The sequence below is a fragment of the Ottowia thiooxydans DSM 14619 genome, assembly GCF_000422885.1.
In the GTDB taxonomy this organism is placed as follows: domain Bacteria; phylum Pseudomonadota; class Gammaproteobacteria; order Burkholderiales; family Burkholderiaceae_C; genus Ottowia; species Ottowia thiooxydans.
Map to the genome: position 1 here is coordinate 182144 of NZ_KE383943.1, position 15532 is coordinate 197675.

Annotated in this window: 14 protein-coding genes and 1 tRNA gene; 9 read left to right on the top strand and 6 right to left on the bottom strand. The window is 58.3% G+C overall.

What is annotated here, in order from left to right; all coding sequences use genetic code 11:
• Positions 1 to 45 precede the first annotated feature (45 nt).
• The 5 genes from pgsA (at position 46) to G518_RS37690 (ending at position 4228) form a co-directional block, all read left to right on the top strand.
• Positions 46 to 612, top strand: a complete 567-nt coding sequence (gene pgsA, locus G518_RS0130085) for a CDP-diacylglycerol--glycerol-3-phosphate 3-phosphatidyltransferase (protein WP_028605632.1) — start codon at positions 46 to 48, stop codon at positions 610 to 612.
• Positions 609 to 1511 carry a DMT family transporter gene (locus G518_RS0130090; RefSeq protein ID WP_028605633.1) on the top strand — a complete coding sequence of 301 codons (903 nt, stop codon included), beginning with the start codon at positions 609 to 611 and terminating at the stop codon, positions 1509 to 1511. The genes pgsA and G518_RS0130090 overlap by 4 nt, the downstream gene beginning before the upstream one ends.
• A 252-nt stretch (positions 1512 to 1763) precedes the next feature.
• Positions 1764 to 2036, top strand: coding sequence for an HU family DNA-binding protein (locus tag G518_RS0130095; protein ID WP_028605634.1), 273 nt, complete (start codon positions 1764 to 1766; stop codon positions 2034 to 2036).
• 18 nt (positions 2037 to 2054) lie between these two features.
• Positions 2055 to 2130: transfer RNA gene (locus tag G518_RS0130100), tRNA-Val, on the top strand.
• A gap of 154 nt (positions 2131 to 2284) precedes the next feature.
• On the top strand, positions 2285 to 4228 hold the full coding sequence (locus tag G518_RS37690; RefSeq protein ID WP_036596728.1) for a SurA N-terminal domain-containing protein: 1944 nt from the start codon (positions 2285 to 2287) through the stop codon (positions 4226 to 4228).
• Positions 4229 to 4468: 240 nt separating this feature from the next.
• Here G518_RS37690 and G518_RS0130110 read toward each other — a convergent pair whose 3' ends face one another.
• On the bottom strand, positions 4469 to 4735 hold the full coding sequence (locus tag G518_RS0130110; protein ID WP_028605635.1) for a PsiF family protein: 267 nt from the start codon (positions 4733 to 4735) through the stop codon (positions 4469 to 4471).
• Between the two features lie 361 nt (positions 4736 to 5096).
• Here G518_RS0130110 and G518_RS41390 point away from each other — a divergent pair, with 361 nt between their 5' ends.
• Together G518_RS41390 and G518_RS0130120 are read left to right on the top strand one after the other, a co-directional pair.
• On the top strand, positions 5097 to 5219 hold the full coding sequence (locus tag G518_RS41390) for a hypothetical protein (protein ID WP_281170575.1): 123 nt from the start codon (positions 5097 to 5099) through the stop codon (positions 5217 to 5219).
• A gap of 187 nt (positions 5220 to 5406) precedes the next feature.
• Positions 5407 to 6372 carry an arsenic resistance protein gene (locus G518_RS0130120; RefSeq protein ID WP_028605636.1) on the top strand — a complete coding sequence of 322 codons (966 nt, stop codon included), beginning with the start codon at positions 5407 to 5409 and terminating at the stop codon, positions 6370 to 6372.
• 116 nt (positions 6373 to 6488) lie between these two features.
• Here G518_RS0130120 and G518_RS0130125 read toward each other — a convergent pair whose 3' ends face one another.
• From G518_RS0130125 to G518_RS0130135, 3 genes are read right to left on the bottom strand one after another with little or no spacing between them, the layout of a single operon-like run.
• Positions 6489 to 7706 carry an MFS transporter gene (locus G518_RS0130125; RefSeq protein ID WP_028605637.1) on the bottom strand — a complete coding sequence of 406 codons (1218 nt, stop codon included), beginning with the start codon at positions 7704 to 7706 and terminating at the stop codon, positions 6489 to 6491.
• A complete protein-coding gene (locus G518_RS0130130) occupies positions 7699 to 8766 on the bottom strand; it encodes a class I SAM-dependent methyltransferase (protein WP_028605638.1) in 1068 nt (355 codons plus the stop codon). The genes G518_RS0130125 and G518_RS0130130 overlap by 8 nt, the downstream gene beginning before the upstream one ends.
• Positions 8767 to 8779: 13 nt before the next feature.
• The gene (locus tag G518_RS0130135; protein ID WP_051237565.1) at positions 8780 to 10795 is read right to left on the bottom strand and encodes a TonB-dependent receptor; all 2016 of its coding nucleotides are present in this window, start codon (positions 10793 to 10795) and stop codon (positions 8780 to 8782) included.
• Positions 10796 to 10936: 141 nt separating this feature from the next.
• On the opposite strand from G518_RS0130135, the gene G518_RS37695 reads away from it, so the two are divergent.
• Positions 10937 to 11929, top strand: a complete 993-nt coding sequence (locus G518_RS37695) for a helix-turn-helix domain-containing protein (protein WP_051237566.1) — start codon at positions 10937 to 10939, stop codon at positions 11927 to 11929.
• Between the two features lie 28 nt (positions 11930 to 11957).
• Here G518_RS37695 and arfB read toward each other — a convergent pair whose 3' ends face one another.
• On the bottom strand, positions 11958 to 12356 hold the full coding sequence (gene arfB, locus G518_RS0130145) for an alternative ribosome rescue aminoacyl-tRNA hydrolase ArfB (protein WP_028605640.1): 399 nt from the start codon (positions 12354 to 12356) through the stop codon (positions 11958 to 11960).
• Between the two features lie 180 nt (positions 12357 to 12536).
• Positions 12537 to 13937 (bottom strand): ATP-dependent RNA helicase DbpA, encoded by a 1401-nt coding sequence (dbpA, locus tag G518_RS0130150; protein WP_028605641.1) that lies wholly within the window; start codon positions 13935 to 13937, stop codon positions 12537 to 12539.
• A gap of 453 nt (positions 13938 to 14390) precedes the next feature.
• On the opposite strand from dbpA, the gene G518_RS0130155 reads away from it, so the two are divergent.
• Positions 14391 to 15479: a LacI family DNA-binding transcriptional regulator gene (locus tag G518_RS0130155; RefSeq protein ID WP_051237567.1), complete on the top strand. Its 1089-nt coding sequence runs from the start codon at positions 14391 to 14393 to the stop codon at positions 15477 to 15479.
• The last annotated feature ends 53 nt before the right edge of the window (positions 15480 to 15532 follow it).

The following is a 15532-nucleotide window of genomic DNA, read 5'->3' on the forward strand; positions in this document are numbered from 1 at the left end:
CAAGCTCGCGCACATTGTCTCGGTAGCCGTGCCACAATCGACCGAATGTTTTTCACGATTCCGACGATCATGACCTGGACGCGCATAGTCGCGATCCCACTCATCGTTGGTGTGTTTTACCTGCCTTTGCTGGCTGAGACTCGTAATCTCGTGGCCACCGTGATGTTCATCGTTTTCGCATGGACAGATTGGCTTGATGGCTATCTTGCACGGAAACTGAATCAAACGTCTTCTTTCGGGGCGTTTCTTGATCCCGTGGCAGACAAGTTCCTGGTGTGCGCCTCACTCCTGGTGTTGGTTCACCTGCAGCGTGCCGATGTGTTTGTGGCGCTCATCATCATCGGGCGCGAGATCGCCATTTCCGCGCTGCGTGAGTGGATGGCAAAAATTGGCGCCAGCAAGAGTGTGGCTGTGCACATGCTCGGCAAGGCCAAGACCACGGTACAGATGGTGGCCATTCCATTTCTGCTCTATGACGGGCGCCTGTTTGGCGTGATCGATACGCATGTTTGGGGGACGGTGCTGATCTGGGTGGCCGCCGTTCTTACTGTGTGGTCTATGGTCTATTACCTGCAGAAGGCCTTGCCTGAAATTCGCGCACGTGTGAAATGAAGTCTATCGATGGCCAAGCGCTGATCCGCAGTATGCCGGCGGTGTTCGTGCTGATATGGGCTACGGGCTTTATCGTGGCGCGCTACGCGATGCCGTACGCACCGCCATTTACTTTCCTTCTGCTGCGCTATCTTCTGTCCATTGGATGTTTCGTCATCTGGATTGCGGTGTCTGGCGTGCGTTGGCCGCAGACTGGCGTGGAGTGGATTCATCTTGGCGTGGTGGGCGTGCTGATGCACGGTCTTTATCTTGGTGGCGTGTGGGCGGCCGTCAAGGGCGGTATGGGTTCCGGGCTGTCGTCGCTTATTGTGGGTATACAACCGGTACTGACCGCTATTTGGCTCTCAGCCGCTGCAGGCAGCGGCCATCGCGTCAACGGCCGGCAATGGGTGGGGCTGATACTGGGGTTCGCAGGCTTGGTGTTGGTGGTATGGCGCAAGCTCACCAGCGGAAGCCCGGGCGATCACGTGACGGCGGTCAACATGGCATGGGCGCTTGTCGCGCTCGTGGCGATTACGGCCGGCACGCTGTATCAGAAACGATTTGTGAAGCCGTGTGATGTGCGCAGCGCCAATGCGGTGCAATTAATGGCTGCCGCAGTGCTGACGGCGCCTCTGGCATGGCTGGAGCCGGAGTCAGTGCATTGGAATGCCCAGGTAGTGGGCGCTATGGCGTGGTCAGTTCTGGGACTCACGCTGGGCGGGAGTTCGCTTCTGTATCTGCTTATTCAGCGTGGTGCGGCGGCTTCCGTGGCCAGTCTGATGTACCTGGTGCCGCCCACCACCGCGCTTATTGCTTGGACTTTGTTCGACGAGCCGATCACACTGGCTACAGTTTTAGGCACAGCATTGACTGCGGTGGGCGTCAGTCTCGTGGTGCGGCCTGCGAAAGCAGCGTGAACTTATGCGATATGGTGTTGCTAAGGCGCATAAGCCGTCGTTCAGCGGCGGTGAGGCCGACAATTCAGTCTAGAATGCAACGCTCGCTGGCATTTCAGCGTTCGCTGGCGAATTTCGCTGACGAGCGTTAGCGTATTGTCGTCAGCGCTTATATGGCAGGCCAAGCGACCAGGGCCAAGGCGTATAGCACGTCTTGAAAGCATTTGAAGTCGCTTGACCAGATTCACAATTCTTGAGAAGAGGGGCACCTTTGTGAACAAAACCGAGCTGATCGAACACATCGCCAAAAACGCGGATATTTCAAAGGCTGCGGCAACTCGCGCTCTTGAGGCTACAATCGGCGCTGTCAAGACTACCTTGCGTAAAGGCGGTACAGTTTCGTTAGTTGGTTTCGGCACTTTTGCAGTCGGCAAGCGCGCGGCGCGCGCGGGCCGCAACCCACGTACTGGCGCTGCGATTAAAATCAAAGCAGCCAAGGTACCTAAGTTCCGTCCGGGCAAGGCCCTGAAGGATGCATTGAACTAATTCCGGCATCATCCGGTGGGGTGCTTAGCTCAGTTGGTAGAGCGGCGCCCTTACAAGGCGTAGGTCGGCGGTTCGAGCCCGTCAGCACCCACCACCCCCACCAGTTGAATCAAGGCGAACATTGGTTCGCCTTTTTTGTCGCCAGGCCATCTCAAGAAAATTGCACCGTCGGAGGGTGCAAACGTCGCGAAGCGATGGGGAGCTTGGGAGCCTTTTTCGTTTTTGGCCAGCCAGACAGAGTTTCGTGCATGTTCAATTTCGTTCGTAACAACACCAAGATCATGATGGTGGTCTTGTTCCTACTGGTCATCCCTTCGTTCGCGTTGGTTGGCCTCGATGGGTACACCAGTTTTAACGAGAGAGGCAACAAGGTTGCGCGCGTTGATGGCAAAGACATCACGCAGACCGAATGGGACAATGTCCATCGGCAAGAGATCGAGCGTGTGCGCGCCTCCAATCCGAATGTTGATGTGGCGCAGCTCGATACGCCGGCAATGAAATACGCCACGCTCGAGCGGATGGTGCGAGACCGCGTTCTGGCTGCTGCTGCCAACGCCGAGCATCTTTCAGCCACGGACCAGCGTTTAGCGACAGAACTCCAAAACGATGCTTCCATCGCATCGCTGCGCAAGCCCGATGGAACCCTCGATATGGAGATGTACCGTCAGCTTCTGGCGCGCCAAGGCTTGACTCCAGAAGGATTTGAAGCCAATGTTCGGGCGGAACTCTCTGCACGCCAAGTGTTGGGCACTGTGATGACCAGCGGAGTGGCAAGTCAGGCCCAGTCAGATGTTGCGCTGGGCGCCTTTCTGGAGCAGCGTGAAGTGCAGGTAGCCCGTTTCTCGCCCGCCGATTTTGCCAGCAAAATTAATCCAACTGAGGCAGATTTAGAAGGCTTCTACAAGGCGCATGCAGATCGGTATCAGGCACCTGAGGCGGCTAGCGTCGAATACATCGTTCTCGATTTGGCCAGTGTCAAGAAAGCGGTTGCCTTGAGCGAGCAGGATCTCAAAACCTACTACGATCAGAACGCAGCCAGCTTTGGTACCAAGGAAGAACGGCGTGCGAGCCATATCCTGGTCATCGCCTCCAGAGATGCTTCCGCCGCTGACCGCGAGAAGGCGAAAGCCAAGGCGCAGGAGTTGTTGGCTGAAGTGCGAAAAACACCGGGTAGTTTTGCTGCAGTTGCCAAACGGGCCTCCCAGGATGATATGAGCGCTCCGAGTGGGGGCGACCTCGGGTTTTTCCAAAGCGACAAAGGTCTTGATCCGGCTATCAACAAGGCTGCATTCGGCTTGGCCAAAAAGGGCGATGTCAGCGACGTTGTAGAGAGCGAATTCGGCTATCACATCGTTGAGCTGACGGATATCAAGCCAGCGGTGATCCCGACTTTCCAGGAATTGCGTGCCAAGCTTGAAGACCAATTGCGCACAGAGCAAGCGCAGCGTCAATTTAGCGAGTTGGCAGACACCTTCACCAACGGGGTGTTCGAGCAAGCGGACAGTCTCAAGCCCATCGCTGAGAAGCTCAAGCTGCCTATCCAGACGGCTAGCAACATTGCCCGCACGCCGGCTCCTGGTGCGAGCGGGCCTTTGGCATCTCCTAAGTTTCTCTCAGCGCTTTTCTCTTCTGAATCGCTGAGCAAGAAGCGCAATACGGAAGCCATTGAAGTCGGTCCGAACCAATTGGCCGCTGGCCGTGTGACTCAATATACCGCTGCCCACGCTCGCCCATTCGCGGAAGTGAAGAGCGAGGTGCAAGCCAGATACATCAGCGTGCGCGGGGCGGAGATGGCGCGCAAGGAAGGTGAAGCTCGTTTGGCCGCTTGGCGCGCCCAGCCGGCTAGTGCGACTACTTTGCCTGCTCCAATTGTGATTTCGCGCGAAAACCCGCAAGAACAGCCTGCGGTGTTGTTGGAGGCTGTGCTGCGAGCAGACGCCACCAAGCCTCCCGTTTTTGTGGGCGTAGATTTGGGTCAAGCAGGCTACGCAGTAGCCCGGGTGAATAAGATTGTCCCGAGAGCGGTTTCTGCGGCTGACGCAGCGGCCCAAGAGCGCTTGCGCTATGAGCAGCTCTGGGGATCGGCTGAAGCCAAAGCTTATTACGACTTGCTGAAAACCCGCTTCAAAGGCGAGATACTCGTACCGGCCGTGACCGCAGGGATTCCGGGCGCTGCGAGAGCTCCGCAGTAACAGCGCTAACTTCCTGGGACCGAACTTGGTCTAAAAAAAGCCACCTTGAAAGGTGGCTTTTTTGCCTCTGAACCGTCTCATTCCGAATTGCGTTGAATCGATAAATAAACACCGTTCGGGCTGCCCGGAGCCTGTCGAAGGGGCGAAGCCTCGCGCTATGGATGCCTATCTTGTGGGGTCAGCACCGTTCACGCGTAATAGGGCGGTCCCGTACCAGTTCGATCCCAGTGTTTCAGTGAACTAGCCCTTGCTCAAGCATTGAGACATGAATGCCTTGCGCTCATCGCCCTTTTTACCGGTTGCATCTACGTTGCAGATTTTCATTTTTTCCTGCTGCGCTTTCCGGCCATCGGAGAGGCAAGACTTCATGAAAGCTTTCCGTTCATCACCTTTTTTACCCGTAGCAGAGGTGTTGCAGGACTTCATGACGTTTTGCTGCGAGTTGGCGGCGAATGTCGGGCTAGCGAACGCAGTTGCAATGGCCGCCAGGATCAGGAACTTACGCATGGAGATCTCCAGATTAGGCCCAAAGTTGGGCGCACCAGTTTATAGGCGGAATTCTCGTTTTCCAAGCGTCGCGTGGAATGGGGTGCGGTCTTTTCACACGCCGTTCGCGTTATTTGCGCACCTGCTGATCGCTCTTGGTCTGCTGGTCAGCACGCCCGCGTTTGCTGAGGTTTATCGCTGCGGGAACAAATATCAGTCTTTCGCATGTTCTGACGGGCAAGTAGTCGATGTTCGGAGCCCGGTTTCTACCGCTCCTACAACTCCTACGGCTTCGGCAGATACGTCAGTGGTGTTCTTATGTAAGCGTTACAGCGGAAGGCGCTTCTGGGCGAGTCGGCCATGCGATCAATATGAGCGTTCCATGCTTGAACGCCAGGTGCGTGTGCCTGCCGGCCTGAAGTGGAAAGAAAAGCTCGCCTACGCCACTCGCGAGCGACACAAGGCTGACGCTTTGCAAACGCCGCCCGGGCTAGTCAAGCGGTGACGGTTTTGTTTTTGACGCTAGTCGAGCATCAGTCGAAGGGAGCACCGATAGGCAAGTTTCCTGGTTTTAGGAGAAAAGCGGGAGGTACTGGCGTATAAGGCAAATCGAGCGCTAATTTGGCCCACTCGCGTCACCCACTACTCCTACAGTGCCTTCCACCTTCATCCATTAACCCTTTTCAGTAGTCATGCCCGACGTCCGAGAGCGCCTGGAGACACATCAGGTCCTAATCTATTTCACCGCGATTGGCGCTGCAGCGCTGTGCGCCTTGGCTCTGCCGGACACCAGGAGCCTGGAGCCCTTGGTGAACCCCGCGCTTGCGTTCATGTTGTTCGTGACGTTCCTTCAGGTGCCTATGTCTGAATTGACGCGGGCATTCTCCCGTATTAGATTCATAGGCGCCTTGCTGTGTGCAAACTTTGTCGCCATACCTCTCGTCGTGGCTGGGCTGCTCCGATTCGTTCCGGACGAACCCCTGGTTCGGCTTGGTGTGGCACTGGTGCTTTTAGCTCCGTGCATTGACTATGTGGTGACCTTCTCCCATCTGGGACGAGCCGATGCGAAGCTGTTGCTGGCCGCGACGCCCGTATTGTTGATTTTCCAGATGGTGCTGTTGCCGGTGTATCTTGGGCTGTTGCAGGTAGATGGTTCTGGGGGACTGGTTCGCTTTGGGCCATTTCTAGACGCGCTCTTGTGGCTTATCTTGGCCCCGCTGGTGTTGGCTGCGCTGCTGCAAAAATGGGCGATCCGTAGCTCGGTAGGCCGTGACATTTCTATTCGCCTCGGGCTTGCGCCGGTACCAGCGACAGCACTGGTTCTTTTTATCGTGGTGGCGGCGGTGATGCCTCAGATGGGAGCTGCCTTGGAGACGGCTGTGCGCGTGATGCCTGTCTACCTGGCGTTTTCTGCCATCGCTCCTCTGGTGGGCTGGTGGGTTGCGCGAGGGTTCGGCTTGGCGGCTCCCGCAGGGCGATCAGTTGCATTCAGTGCTGCCACACGAAACTCTTTGGTGGTTCTCCCACTTGCGCTCGCTGTGCCGGGCGCCGTTCCCATATTGCCGGCCATCATCGTCGCTCAGACCATGGTCGAACTGGTGAGTGAACTGATTTATATCCGCCTTATTCCTAAACTTGGCCAGGCCCATGCTCGTTAGCCATGAGGGCTCCGCGCCCAGCCGAGCGGGCTTCGGAATGCTTGTTTGGGCGCATGACAATGAGGTGCCTGAGAAGCTTTGAACGCCAGCCTAGCTTGCTATGCTATCTTGAACGCTTATGTGTCAGGCAGATCCTTGGCTCGCCACACGCAAAGAAAACACACGCCTAGCATGGCAATGGCCAGGCTGGTCAGAAGCCCCGTTCGACCTATTTGGTCTAGCAGGAGCCCGCCTATGGCGGGCACCAGCAGACGACTAAGTGAGAACAGGCTTGATTGCAGGCCGTAATCTGTCGCGGCTGCATTCTGCCTTGCAAAGTGCATGGTGAGACCAAAGGCCAGCGCAGCGATGTAGCCCATGGCGATCGCGACGCACGCGGCCGAGGCGATGATGAATGAAGGCGCTGGCCGCGATGTGGCAGCTAGTGCCAAGGCGCTTAGTGCAGCAAAGCCTAGCCATGCGCCGGCCAGAACAGCGCGCCGCAGGCCAATGCGGCGTGCCAGGTATACGGCGGTGACGCTGGACGCCGCTGCGGCCAATCCGCCCCCCACTCCTACGATCTGGGCTACGCGCTGGGCATCGAAGCCCAGATCCAGCATCAGCGGCTTGAGGTAGAACCACGCCGTCCCTACAAACGGAAAATAGAGCATCAGCAGCGCCGTCCATGTCCGCGCGCCGGGTTGGGCCAGGTAGTTTTGAAAGTCCTTTAAAGCGGAGCTGGGCGCGCGTGGCGACGAGTACAAAGGCCCGGACTGATCGCGAGTACTCATCGCGGCCAGTAACAGGGCACCTATCACGAGCATGCCTGCGAGTGCCACGAAGGGCGCGCGCCACCCCCATTGCAATTGGACCATCAGCATCACGCCTCCGCCCACGATCGCTCCCAGTGACAGGGCCGCAGAACGCAAGCCGCCTGCCCGGAGGCGCTCGTCAGAGGGAAGGTAGCGGATGGCGAGTGCATTGATGGGGATGTCCGCCCAAGTTGCCAACCAAGCGGCAGCGAAGGCTAGTGCGAACAACTGCAGGGGGCTTGCGAGCAAGTCGCTCCAGCCGATCAGCAGCAGGATGGCTGCCAGTGACAAGATCAGGAAGAATGCCCAAGCACGGTAACCGCGCTGAGGAGTCGCCCCACGTTCCATTGGCCTGGCCAGCAGGAACTTGAAAACGGCGGGCAATCCGGCCAGCTGGAACAAACCGATGTCCACGCCGGACCAGCCGTGTTGGCGCATCAAAAGTGGCAGGCCCAACCAAAGATAGACGCTAGGCGCGGTCAAAGCCAGGTTTAGCCAGGCGAACAGCGCTTGCAGGCCGATGAGGCGGGTACGTTCAGACATTGCTGGTCTCTGAGCGTTCTGATGCCTGTGGCTTACGACCCACTACAACCTGCACCGGCGACATGGGGAAATCTCCTGAAGCGAAGCTGTTGATGCCAATAAATCCTGCGTCTGCCATGAGCGCCGCGGTCGTGCCTTCGGGCACCACATGACGACCCACCATACGCATGGGCAGGTAGAAAGGCATCACCCTTGCGGCTTCTTCGGCTGTGGGCGGAAGCTCCGCGTGCACGAAGATGAACAAACCGCCTGGCGCCATAGCTGCCATCACTTTGGCGAGCACAGCCTGGATGTCAGGCACGAAGTGCAATACCGAGGAACACCACACCAGGTCATAGTTTTCACCTAGTGAATCGACAGCCACGTCGCCTCCCTGTGCGCTCAGGCGTCTGGAGAGGCCTGAAGAGTCGATGTTCTCCTGCGCCACGAGGGCCGTCTCCGGCCAGTCGAAAACAACCCCGCTCAGATTGGGAAGGTGGCGCGCAAGTTCGATCGCAATCCATCCAGGGCCACCACCAAGGTCCAGCAAGCGGCGAGAAGCTTGGGCTTGAGGCAATTGGCCCACAATACTCAGGGCGCCGGCTGCACTGATGGTGCGTTGCTCCTGCCCAATTTGTGCACGTGCTGCGGCAGCCCATCCGGCGCCGGTGGCTGACTGAAAAGCGGATTGGGGTAGTTGAGGGCCTTGCTGAACATGGGCACGCAAGCGGCTCGCCATGCCGCGTAGCGACGTGAGTCTGTAGCGCCATGCATCACCGCAATATCCGGGCGCCTCGCGTACCAAAAATTCACGGGCTGTGGCGCTAAGTTCATACAGATCAGGCTCTGCGTCGTGTCGCTGGCGCCGCAACAGTCCCATGCTCCAGAGCAGCTCCAGTAGATGGCTGGTGTTCAGGGGGTGTAGGTCACGGCGAGCTGCCAGCTCGGCTGCCGTCGAAGGTTCAGTGAGCGCGTCGAAGAGTTTTAATTCCAAGGCCGCATCCAGGGCTTCGGCGCGTACCGCCGAGGCTGCCAGGTCCCAGCAGGTGTTCAAGGGGTGGAGGGGTAGGTTATTGCTCATGTCTATGCCTTTTTCACAGCCGCCATGTCAGCCGCACACCGAATTCGCGCGGGGGACTGTAGACGGTGACAATGCCGTTTTGGTAGCCCACGGCGTCGTAGCGTTTGTTGGTGGCATTTCGGACGTAGCCACTGATTTCCCAAGGTCCAAAGCTACGCCCTGCTTGCAGATTGACCATTCCATAGCCGTTGCGGCTGTACCGGTTGGCTGCGTCCAGATAGACCTTGCCTACGCCGTACATCTGAGCTTGCACATGCCATTTCGCGGGCGCGTCGTAGCGGAGACTTACATGGCCCGACGCATCGGGTGCAAACGGGTTGCGGTTTCCGTCGTAGATGTTGGTACCGTCCTGGAAACGGTCAAAACGTGTGCGGTTGAGCGCGAGACCGGATTTCAATTGCCAGCCCTGGCCCATGACCCAGTCCAGCTCAAACTCCGCGCCCGTGGAATGGCCAGAAGCCGCGTTGGTGATGTAGACCATGCCGGGCATGGGCATTTGCTGCACCTGCATCTGGCGCATCTGCATGTAATAGAGCGCGGCCGAGTAGCGTAGGCGCTGACCGGCTAAGGTGCCTTTGATCCCGATCTCGAACGAACGCAGCTTTTCTGGCGTGTAGGCGGCGTAGTCAGCTGCGGGCACGAAGACGTTGAAACCACCCGTGCGCACGCCCTGGCTGATGCTGGCATAGGCCTGCGTCGAGGGCGTGAATTGGTATTGCAGGGCGAGTTTGGGCGAGACGCTCGTGTTACCTGCAGACTGGCTGGCGCTTCCAGTGGGTGTGAAATCGATCTCGGTGCGCTCCACACGTGCACCTGCTTCCAGGGTCCATTGGGGCCCGAGAGGAATCGTCCAGTTGGTGAACAGAGCGGTGCTTTGGCCGCGCAAGGAGGCCGCTGATCGGGACACTGCTGCGGGAAGCTTTTGCGTGTTGAGCAAGTCGTGGTCGTCGCGGTCGGCATACAGGCCCACCAGCCATCGGGAGGTGCCCGCCCGGCCTTCGAGCCGAAGCTCCTGAGAAAGGTTACTGAAACGGTGGTTGCGGGCTATGTAGAGCATCTCAGCGGGCTGGAAGTCTGTGTCCTGCTGGATGCGGTCGTGAAAGCTGTTGTAGGCGGTGATTGAACGAAGCTTGATACCCCCGCCAAATTCATGGGCTACATCCAGTGCCAGGGTGTCACCGGTGGAGCGGTTCCAGCTTGGTGTGTTCGAGCGGACCGTGACACGGGGGGAGGAGGGCGATCCCCATAGTGCCGCGCCATCGTGGAATTCCTGCCGCGCAAAGCGCAATGTGGCGTCTGTGCGGGTGTCGGGTGTCCAACGCAGTGCCAGCTTGACATTGCGGCGCTCGCGATCGTCTTCGCGTTGGCCAGTCGTTAAGTTGTTGATGAATCCGTCCTGCTGGCGCCACTCGCCGGAGATGCTGGCGTACAAGGTGTCCTTCACCAGGGGACGGCTTAAGCTGAAGCGCAGCGCGCGGCCGGAGCGGCTGGATAGTTCGGTTGACAAGGCAGCACGCGGGGTGTTGTCTGGTTTGCGCGTGTGGATGCTGATCACACCGGCTTCGGCGTTGCGCCCGTAGAGCGTTGACTGGGGTCCCCGCATTACCTCCACGCGCTCAAGGTCCAGCAATCCGTCGTCGAAACCTTGGGCCATCAAGGTGGGCACGCCATCCACCAGCAACAGTGTGGACGACGAGAACGAGAAAAACTGTGCTGAGACGCCACGCATGACAGGGGAGTTAACACCCCCCTGGCCGAACGGCTGGAAGGTCAAACCTGGCGTGATCTGCTCCAGAGATTCGAGTCTTGTGACGCCTTCTGCCTCAAGCGACTCGCCATCATGCATCGTCACGCTGGCCGCTATGGCATCCAATGCTTGAGATTGTTTCCCCACAGTCACTGTGACGGTGGGGAGTGTCTTTTCTTCAGGAGAGTCCGAGGGTTGTGCCTGAGCCGCAGGGCTGAGACCAGCGATAGCCAAGGCACCAAGGATGCCAGGAAGGCGGTAGGAAAACGGATGTCGAGTCATGAAGGAGTTCTTTCTTGCGGTGCAAAGTCTGCTGCTGGGAAGCCCTTCTGAGTTTGGTTTTAAATGAGAATGTTTATCATTTGATTTATTCTGCGGTTAGACCAATTTCTTCTGCATTCGGTCCGCCCAAACTAATTGCCGATGAACGACCGCTCTCTCAACACTGCACACTCTCGTCAAGAAATGCCGGATTCAGCCAGTGCGGGATGGGTACGTTTGCCCGCAGTTGGAGCGACGGCTGGCAGTACCGTGGATCGATTGCAGATTGAGCCTGGCCTTGCAGTCGTGCGTTCCAGCTTCCTGTCGCAGCGAGATGTTCGGGAAGTGAACGCCAACTTGCCTGAGCGAGGTGTACTGGTGCTGACCTTTGGTCTGGACGGGCGATCGCTCTACCAGAGCGCGGAGGGTGAGCGATTGGGGTTTGCCGCAGGTTTTACGACGGCGGCAGCGTTCATGGGTAGCGCTGGCGAGCGACGCTATGCGGCGGGCGAGCGGGTCGTTCAGTTGCGCTTGTTGATTGACGAACAAGCGGTGACGCAGTGGCTTGGACGAGACATCTGCGCAAGGCTTATGCCTGCGTGCGGAGTGCGTTCGCTGGCAACTGCACGAACTTCTGCTGCCAGCGCCAGCCACGCGCAGGCGCTTTACCGAAATTCAGATGCCACTGGCTTGGCGGCGTTGGATTGTCGAATCCATGCCCTTAGCCTGCTGGTAGAGGAGATCCGGGCGCTCGGGTTGTCTTCCCAGGTGCCTGCGCAGCAACCCCGTAAGCCCGATCAAGACCGGTTGGCCCGCGCGCGAGATCTGATGCGCATGCAGTTGGATCGCCCTCTCACCGTGGCGTACCTGAGCGCCGAGGTGGGTATGAGCGAGACACGCTTTAAGGCAGGGTTTCGAGATGCATTTGGCGTTCCACCCGGACAAATGTTGCTGCAATTGCGGATGGAACGAGCCCGGGTGCTGCTGGAAGGCGGCTGTCAGGTGGCTCAGGCCGCTTGGCAAGTCGGCTATGCACATCCGGGAAACTTCAGTACGGCGTTTGCACGGTATTTTGGCCGTGCCCCAACGCGGCATGTGGCATCGAGCGCAGCCGCGGTGAAAGGTCTTGAGGACGCGGTAGTGTCGAAGGGGTGAACTCAGGCGTTGAAGCGCAGCGACAAGTCTATTCGTCTACCTTGCGGCGCGTGGCCTTGACCTGTGAGCGCTGAGACTTGCCTTCCAGCCGGCGCTGTTTTGACCCATAGGTGGGTTTCGTCGGGCGGCGAATCTCCGGGACCTGCGCCGCCTCTGTCACGATGCCTTGCAAGCGTTCCAAAGCTATCGACCTGTTCTGCTCCTGGGTTCGGGCAGATTGGGACTTCAATAACAGAATGCCTTCCTTGGTGACCCTCCGGCCAGGCAAGGCCAGCAAACGTTCCTTCAACGCCAATGGGAGCGAGGAAGCTCGGATGTCGAAGCGCAGGTGGACCGCAGTGGAGACCTTGTTGACGTTCTGACCGCCCGGGCCTTGCGCCCTGATGGCCGTGATCTCGACCTCGTTTTCCTCCACCCAGCAAGCCATGACTAGTGTCCTGACACAGAGGTATCGGAACAAGATGAAAGTGATGGATTCGTTCCCAGGCCTAGGCGCAAACCGCAGCCATAGCCGTAGCTATGGAGACGAATTGCGCTGCAGGCGTAGGCAACGACGGCATGGGTGCGAAGACGCGCTTGCATGTTTCGATACCTCTGGGTCGGGGTGCTAATCTTTCAGCAGTCGCGCCTTCACGGAACGCCCCTTGATGCGTCCCTCGTTCAGGCGCCTGACGACCTCATGGGCGATGTCTCGCCCTACGGCTACGTAGGTGGCGAATTCGTTGATATCGATCTTACCGACCTGCTCACGGGTGTAGCCGAGGTCGGCCGTGAGCGCGCCCAGCACGTCTCCCGGGCGGATTTTGTCCTTGCGCCCAGCTTGAATGTGGACAGTTGTCATAGCGGGCAACAGGCGCTCACCTGGCGTTGGGGTGAGGTCCGCAAGCGGATACCAGACCGAAGCGTGCCCCTGCAACTGTTCGATGCGGCCAACCGCGCCCATCTCATCCATGGATGAGAGGCTGAGTGCCAGGCCGGTCTCCCCAGCGCGGCCAGTACGGCCAATACGGTGCACGTGCGCTTCCGGGTCTGGTGAGATATCTACATTTATCACGGCAGCAAGACCCGCTACGTCAAGCCCACGCGCTGCGACATCCGTGGCGACCAGAATCGAGCAGCTCCCGTTGGCGAAGCGCACCAGCACTTGATCACGGTCTCGCTGCTCCAGCTCGCCATGCAGCGCGAGCGCACTATAGCCCTGTGCCTGCAGCATCTCGGCCAGCGCGCGGCAACGTGCCTTGGTGTTGCAGAAAGCAAGCGTGCTCGCTGGCCGGAAATGTTCCAGCAATCGAGCGACTGCGGGTAGTCTCTGGTCTTCGCGCACCTCGTACCAGCGCTGCTCAATCTGACCCTTGTCGTGACGCGTCTCTACCTTCACCGTCACGGGGTCACGCAGGAACTGGGCAGCGAGTTTAGCGATGCCCTCCGGGTAGGTTGCCGAGAACAGCAGGGTCTGCCGTTGCGCGGGGCATTGGCGAGCGATCTTCTTGATGTCGTCAACAAAACCCATGTCCAACATGCGGTCCGCTTCGTCCAGCACGAGCGTCGCAAGCGAGTCGAGCTTCAAGTGGCCGCGATCAAGGTGATCCATCAAGCGCCCTGGAGTGCCAACGACCACATGGGCGCCTCGCTCCAAGCTGGCAGTTTGCCCGCGTAAAGGAACGCCGCCGGAGAGCGCGACGACCTTGATGTTGTCTTCCGCACGTGCCAAACGCCTGATCTCCATGGTGACCTGATCAGCCAATTCACGGGTAGGGCACAGCACCAGCGCTTGCACAGCGAAGCTGCGTGCATCAAGCTTGGCCAGCAAAGCCAGCGCGAAAGCAGCGGTTTTACCGCTACCTGTCTTGGCCTGAGCGATCAGATCGCGCCCTTGCAACGCGGGAGGGAGGCTGGCGGCCTGGATGGCCGTCATCTCAAGGTAGCCAAGCCGCCGCAGGTTGTCCTGAGCAGCAGGGGAAAGAGGGAGTTTTTCGAAACTATTGGACGATGCAGGGAGAAGAGTCATCCCGGCATCTTAAGCACAGAAGCAGATCGATTCCACCTTAGAACGTGTTCATGATCTTTTCGGGGCCCTGAAAAGATCATGAACACGTTCTAAGAGGCTGCGGGAATTGCAGAACCCACATCAAAAGTGGATTAACGCGGCAGACCGCCCGGGGTCAGTGATCTGGCGTTGTGAGGGGTTTTGCAGAGGTTCCCTAGGCGAATGCGTGGCGGCGGCATTCAAGGCAGGGCCGTTGCACGAACCGATCGGCGGATATAAGCAGGGCAAAATGCAAAGAAAAGTCTGACAAGTCTCAGCATGTTATGAGTTCTTGAGCTATGAATAGCTTTAGCGTTATATATGCTCGCGATATCGCCCCAAGTGCCTGCGGCTTGGCCTTCTAATCTGCGGCGCACCGCGTGGCGCAGGCTTGTCCAAAGCCGCCCTTGTTTAAATTGTCGATTTCAAGAGAAGATGAAGTCATCGCGCACCGTTTCCACGAGAGCCACTGAACCCGTGGAGAAAGCCCTTGCCCGCGAAGGCAAGCAAGTAACCACGCCTCAACGCAGACCTACGCAACGCGACATTGCAATTGCCACGGGTATGTCGCAGACGGCTGTTTCTTTGGCGCTCAATGATGTGGAGTCTTCGACCGTCTCCCGGGAAGCGCGTGCCCGTATTCTTCGCGCAGCCGAGAAAATGGGATATGTGCCCAATCGCATGGCCCGTAACCTCCAGTCAACGCGCACTCACACACTGGCTTGCGTGGTGCCTGATCTGACCAACCCAGCGTATCCCGCGTTGATCAGAGGGTTTCAGTCTGCCGCCGAAGCGGCGGGTTACGACACCATGATTTTTGATACGGACGGTACGTTAGAGAGGGAGAAGCGCGCACTCCATTGGTTGGCACAAGGTCACGTGGATGGCGTGATGGCCGTGTTCTTTCATGTGAACGAAGCTGCGGTGCTGAAGGCCGTGCGGACAGGAATGCCCGTAGTGCAGATGGAAAGCCAAACCTATCGTCCCTCCAAGATTATTGACAAGGTCTACATCAATAATGCAGCTGCGGTCCAGGCCATGACGCAATTGCTGTTGGGCAAAGGGCATCAGCGCATCGTCATGCTTTCCTGCCATAAAGGCCCTGGTGCTGAACGCGAACGAGGCTTTCGTGAGGCTATGCGCGGTGCCGGCTTTCCCGCTCGGATCATTGAGGCGGAAGACTTCACGCAGGCTGCGGGCGAGCGCGCCATAACGACTGCGTTGGCTGCTGGGTCCCAATTCAGCGCCGTCCTCGCAGCCAACGATCTACTGGCCATAGGAGCCATGGCAGCCTTGCGAGTTTCAGGAAAGCGTATTCCGGAAGACGTGGCGTTGGCTGGATTTGATGACATTCCCGCAGCGCAACTATTGCACCCGGCATTGACCACGGTGCGCAGAGACGAACAGGACATTGGCCGTTTCGTAGCGGAGCTGCTCGTTGCGCGGTTGGGGGGATCAGATTCGGATCTACCCGGGCGCGGCTTCGAGATGACATATCAATTGATCACGCGTGAATCGACGTAGTTTTTCATTTGCATATAATACGTATTATGTTTTAATGAGTGAAATAGTCCACT

Bases quoted from the DNA above. Each gene is read 5' to 3' on its own strand.
- G518_RS0130120 (WP_028605636.1), top strand. From the start codon at position 5,407: ATGCCCGACGTCCGAGAGCGCCTGGAGACACATCAGGTCCTAATCTAT.
- G518_RS0130090 (WP_028605633.1), top strand. From the start codon at position 609: ATGAAGTCTATCGATGGCCAAGCGCTGATCCGCAGTATGCCGGCGGTG.
- G518_RS0130110 (WP_028605635.1), bottom strand. From the start codon at position 4,735: ATGCGTAAGTTCCTGATCCTGGCGGCCATTGCAACTGCGTTCGCTAGC.
- pgsA (WP_028605632.1), top strand. From the start codon at position 46: ATGTTTTTCACGATTCCGACGATCATGACCTGGACGCGCATAGTCGCG.
- dbpA (WP_028605641.1), bottom strand. From the start codon at position 13,937: ATGACTCTTCTCCCTGCATCGTCCAATAGTTTCGAAAAACTCCCTCTT.
- G518_RS0130155 (WP_051237567.1), top strand. From the start codon at position 14,391: ATGAAGTCATCGCGCACCGTTTCCACGAGAGCCACTGAACCCGTGGAG.
- G518_RS37690 (WP_036596728.1), top strand. From the start codon at position 2,285: ATGTTCAATTTCGTTCGTAACAACACCAAGATCATGATGGTGGTCTTG.
- G518_RS0130135 (WP_051237565.1), bottom strand. From the start codon at position 10,795: ATGACTCGACATCCGTTTTCCTACCGCCTTCCTGGCATCCTTGGTGCC.
- G518_RS37695 (WP_051237566.1), top strand. From the start codon at position 10,937: ATGAACGACCGCTCTCTCAACACTGCACACTCTCGTCAAGAAATGCCG.
- G518_RS41390 (WP_281170575.1), top strand. From the start codon at position 5,097: ATGCTTGAACGCCAGGTGCGTGTGCCTGCCGGCCTGAAGTGGAAAGAA.
- G518_RS0130130 (WP_028605638.1), bottom strand. From the start codon at position 8,766: ATGAGCAATAACCTACCCCTCCACCCCTTGAACACCTGCTGGGACCTG.
- arfB (WP_028605640.1), bottom strand. From the start codon at position 12,356: ATGGCTTGCTGGGTGGAGGAAAACGAGGTCGAGATCACGGCCATCAGG.
- G518_RS0130125 (WP_028605637.1), bottom strand. From the start codon at position 7,706: ATGTCTGAACGTACCCGCCTCATCGGCCTGCAAGCGCTGTTCGCCTGG.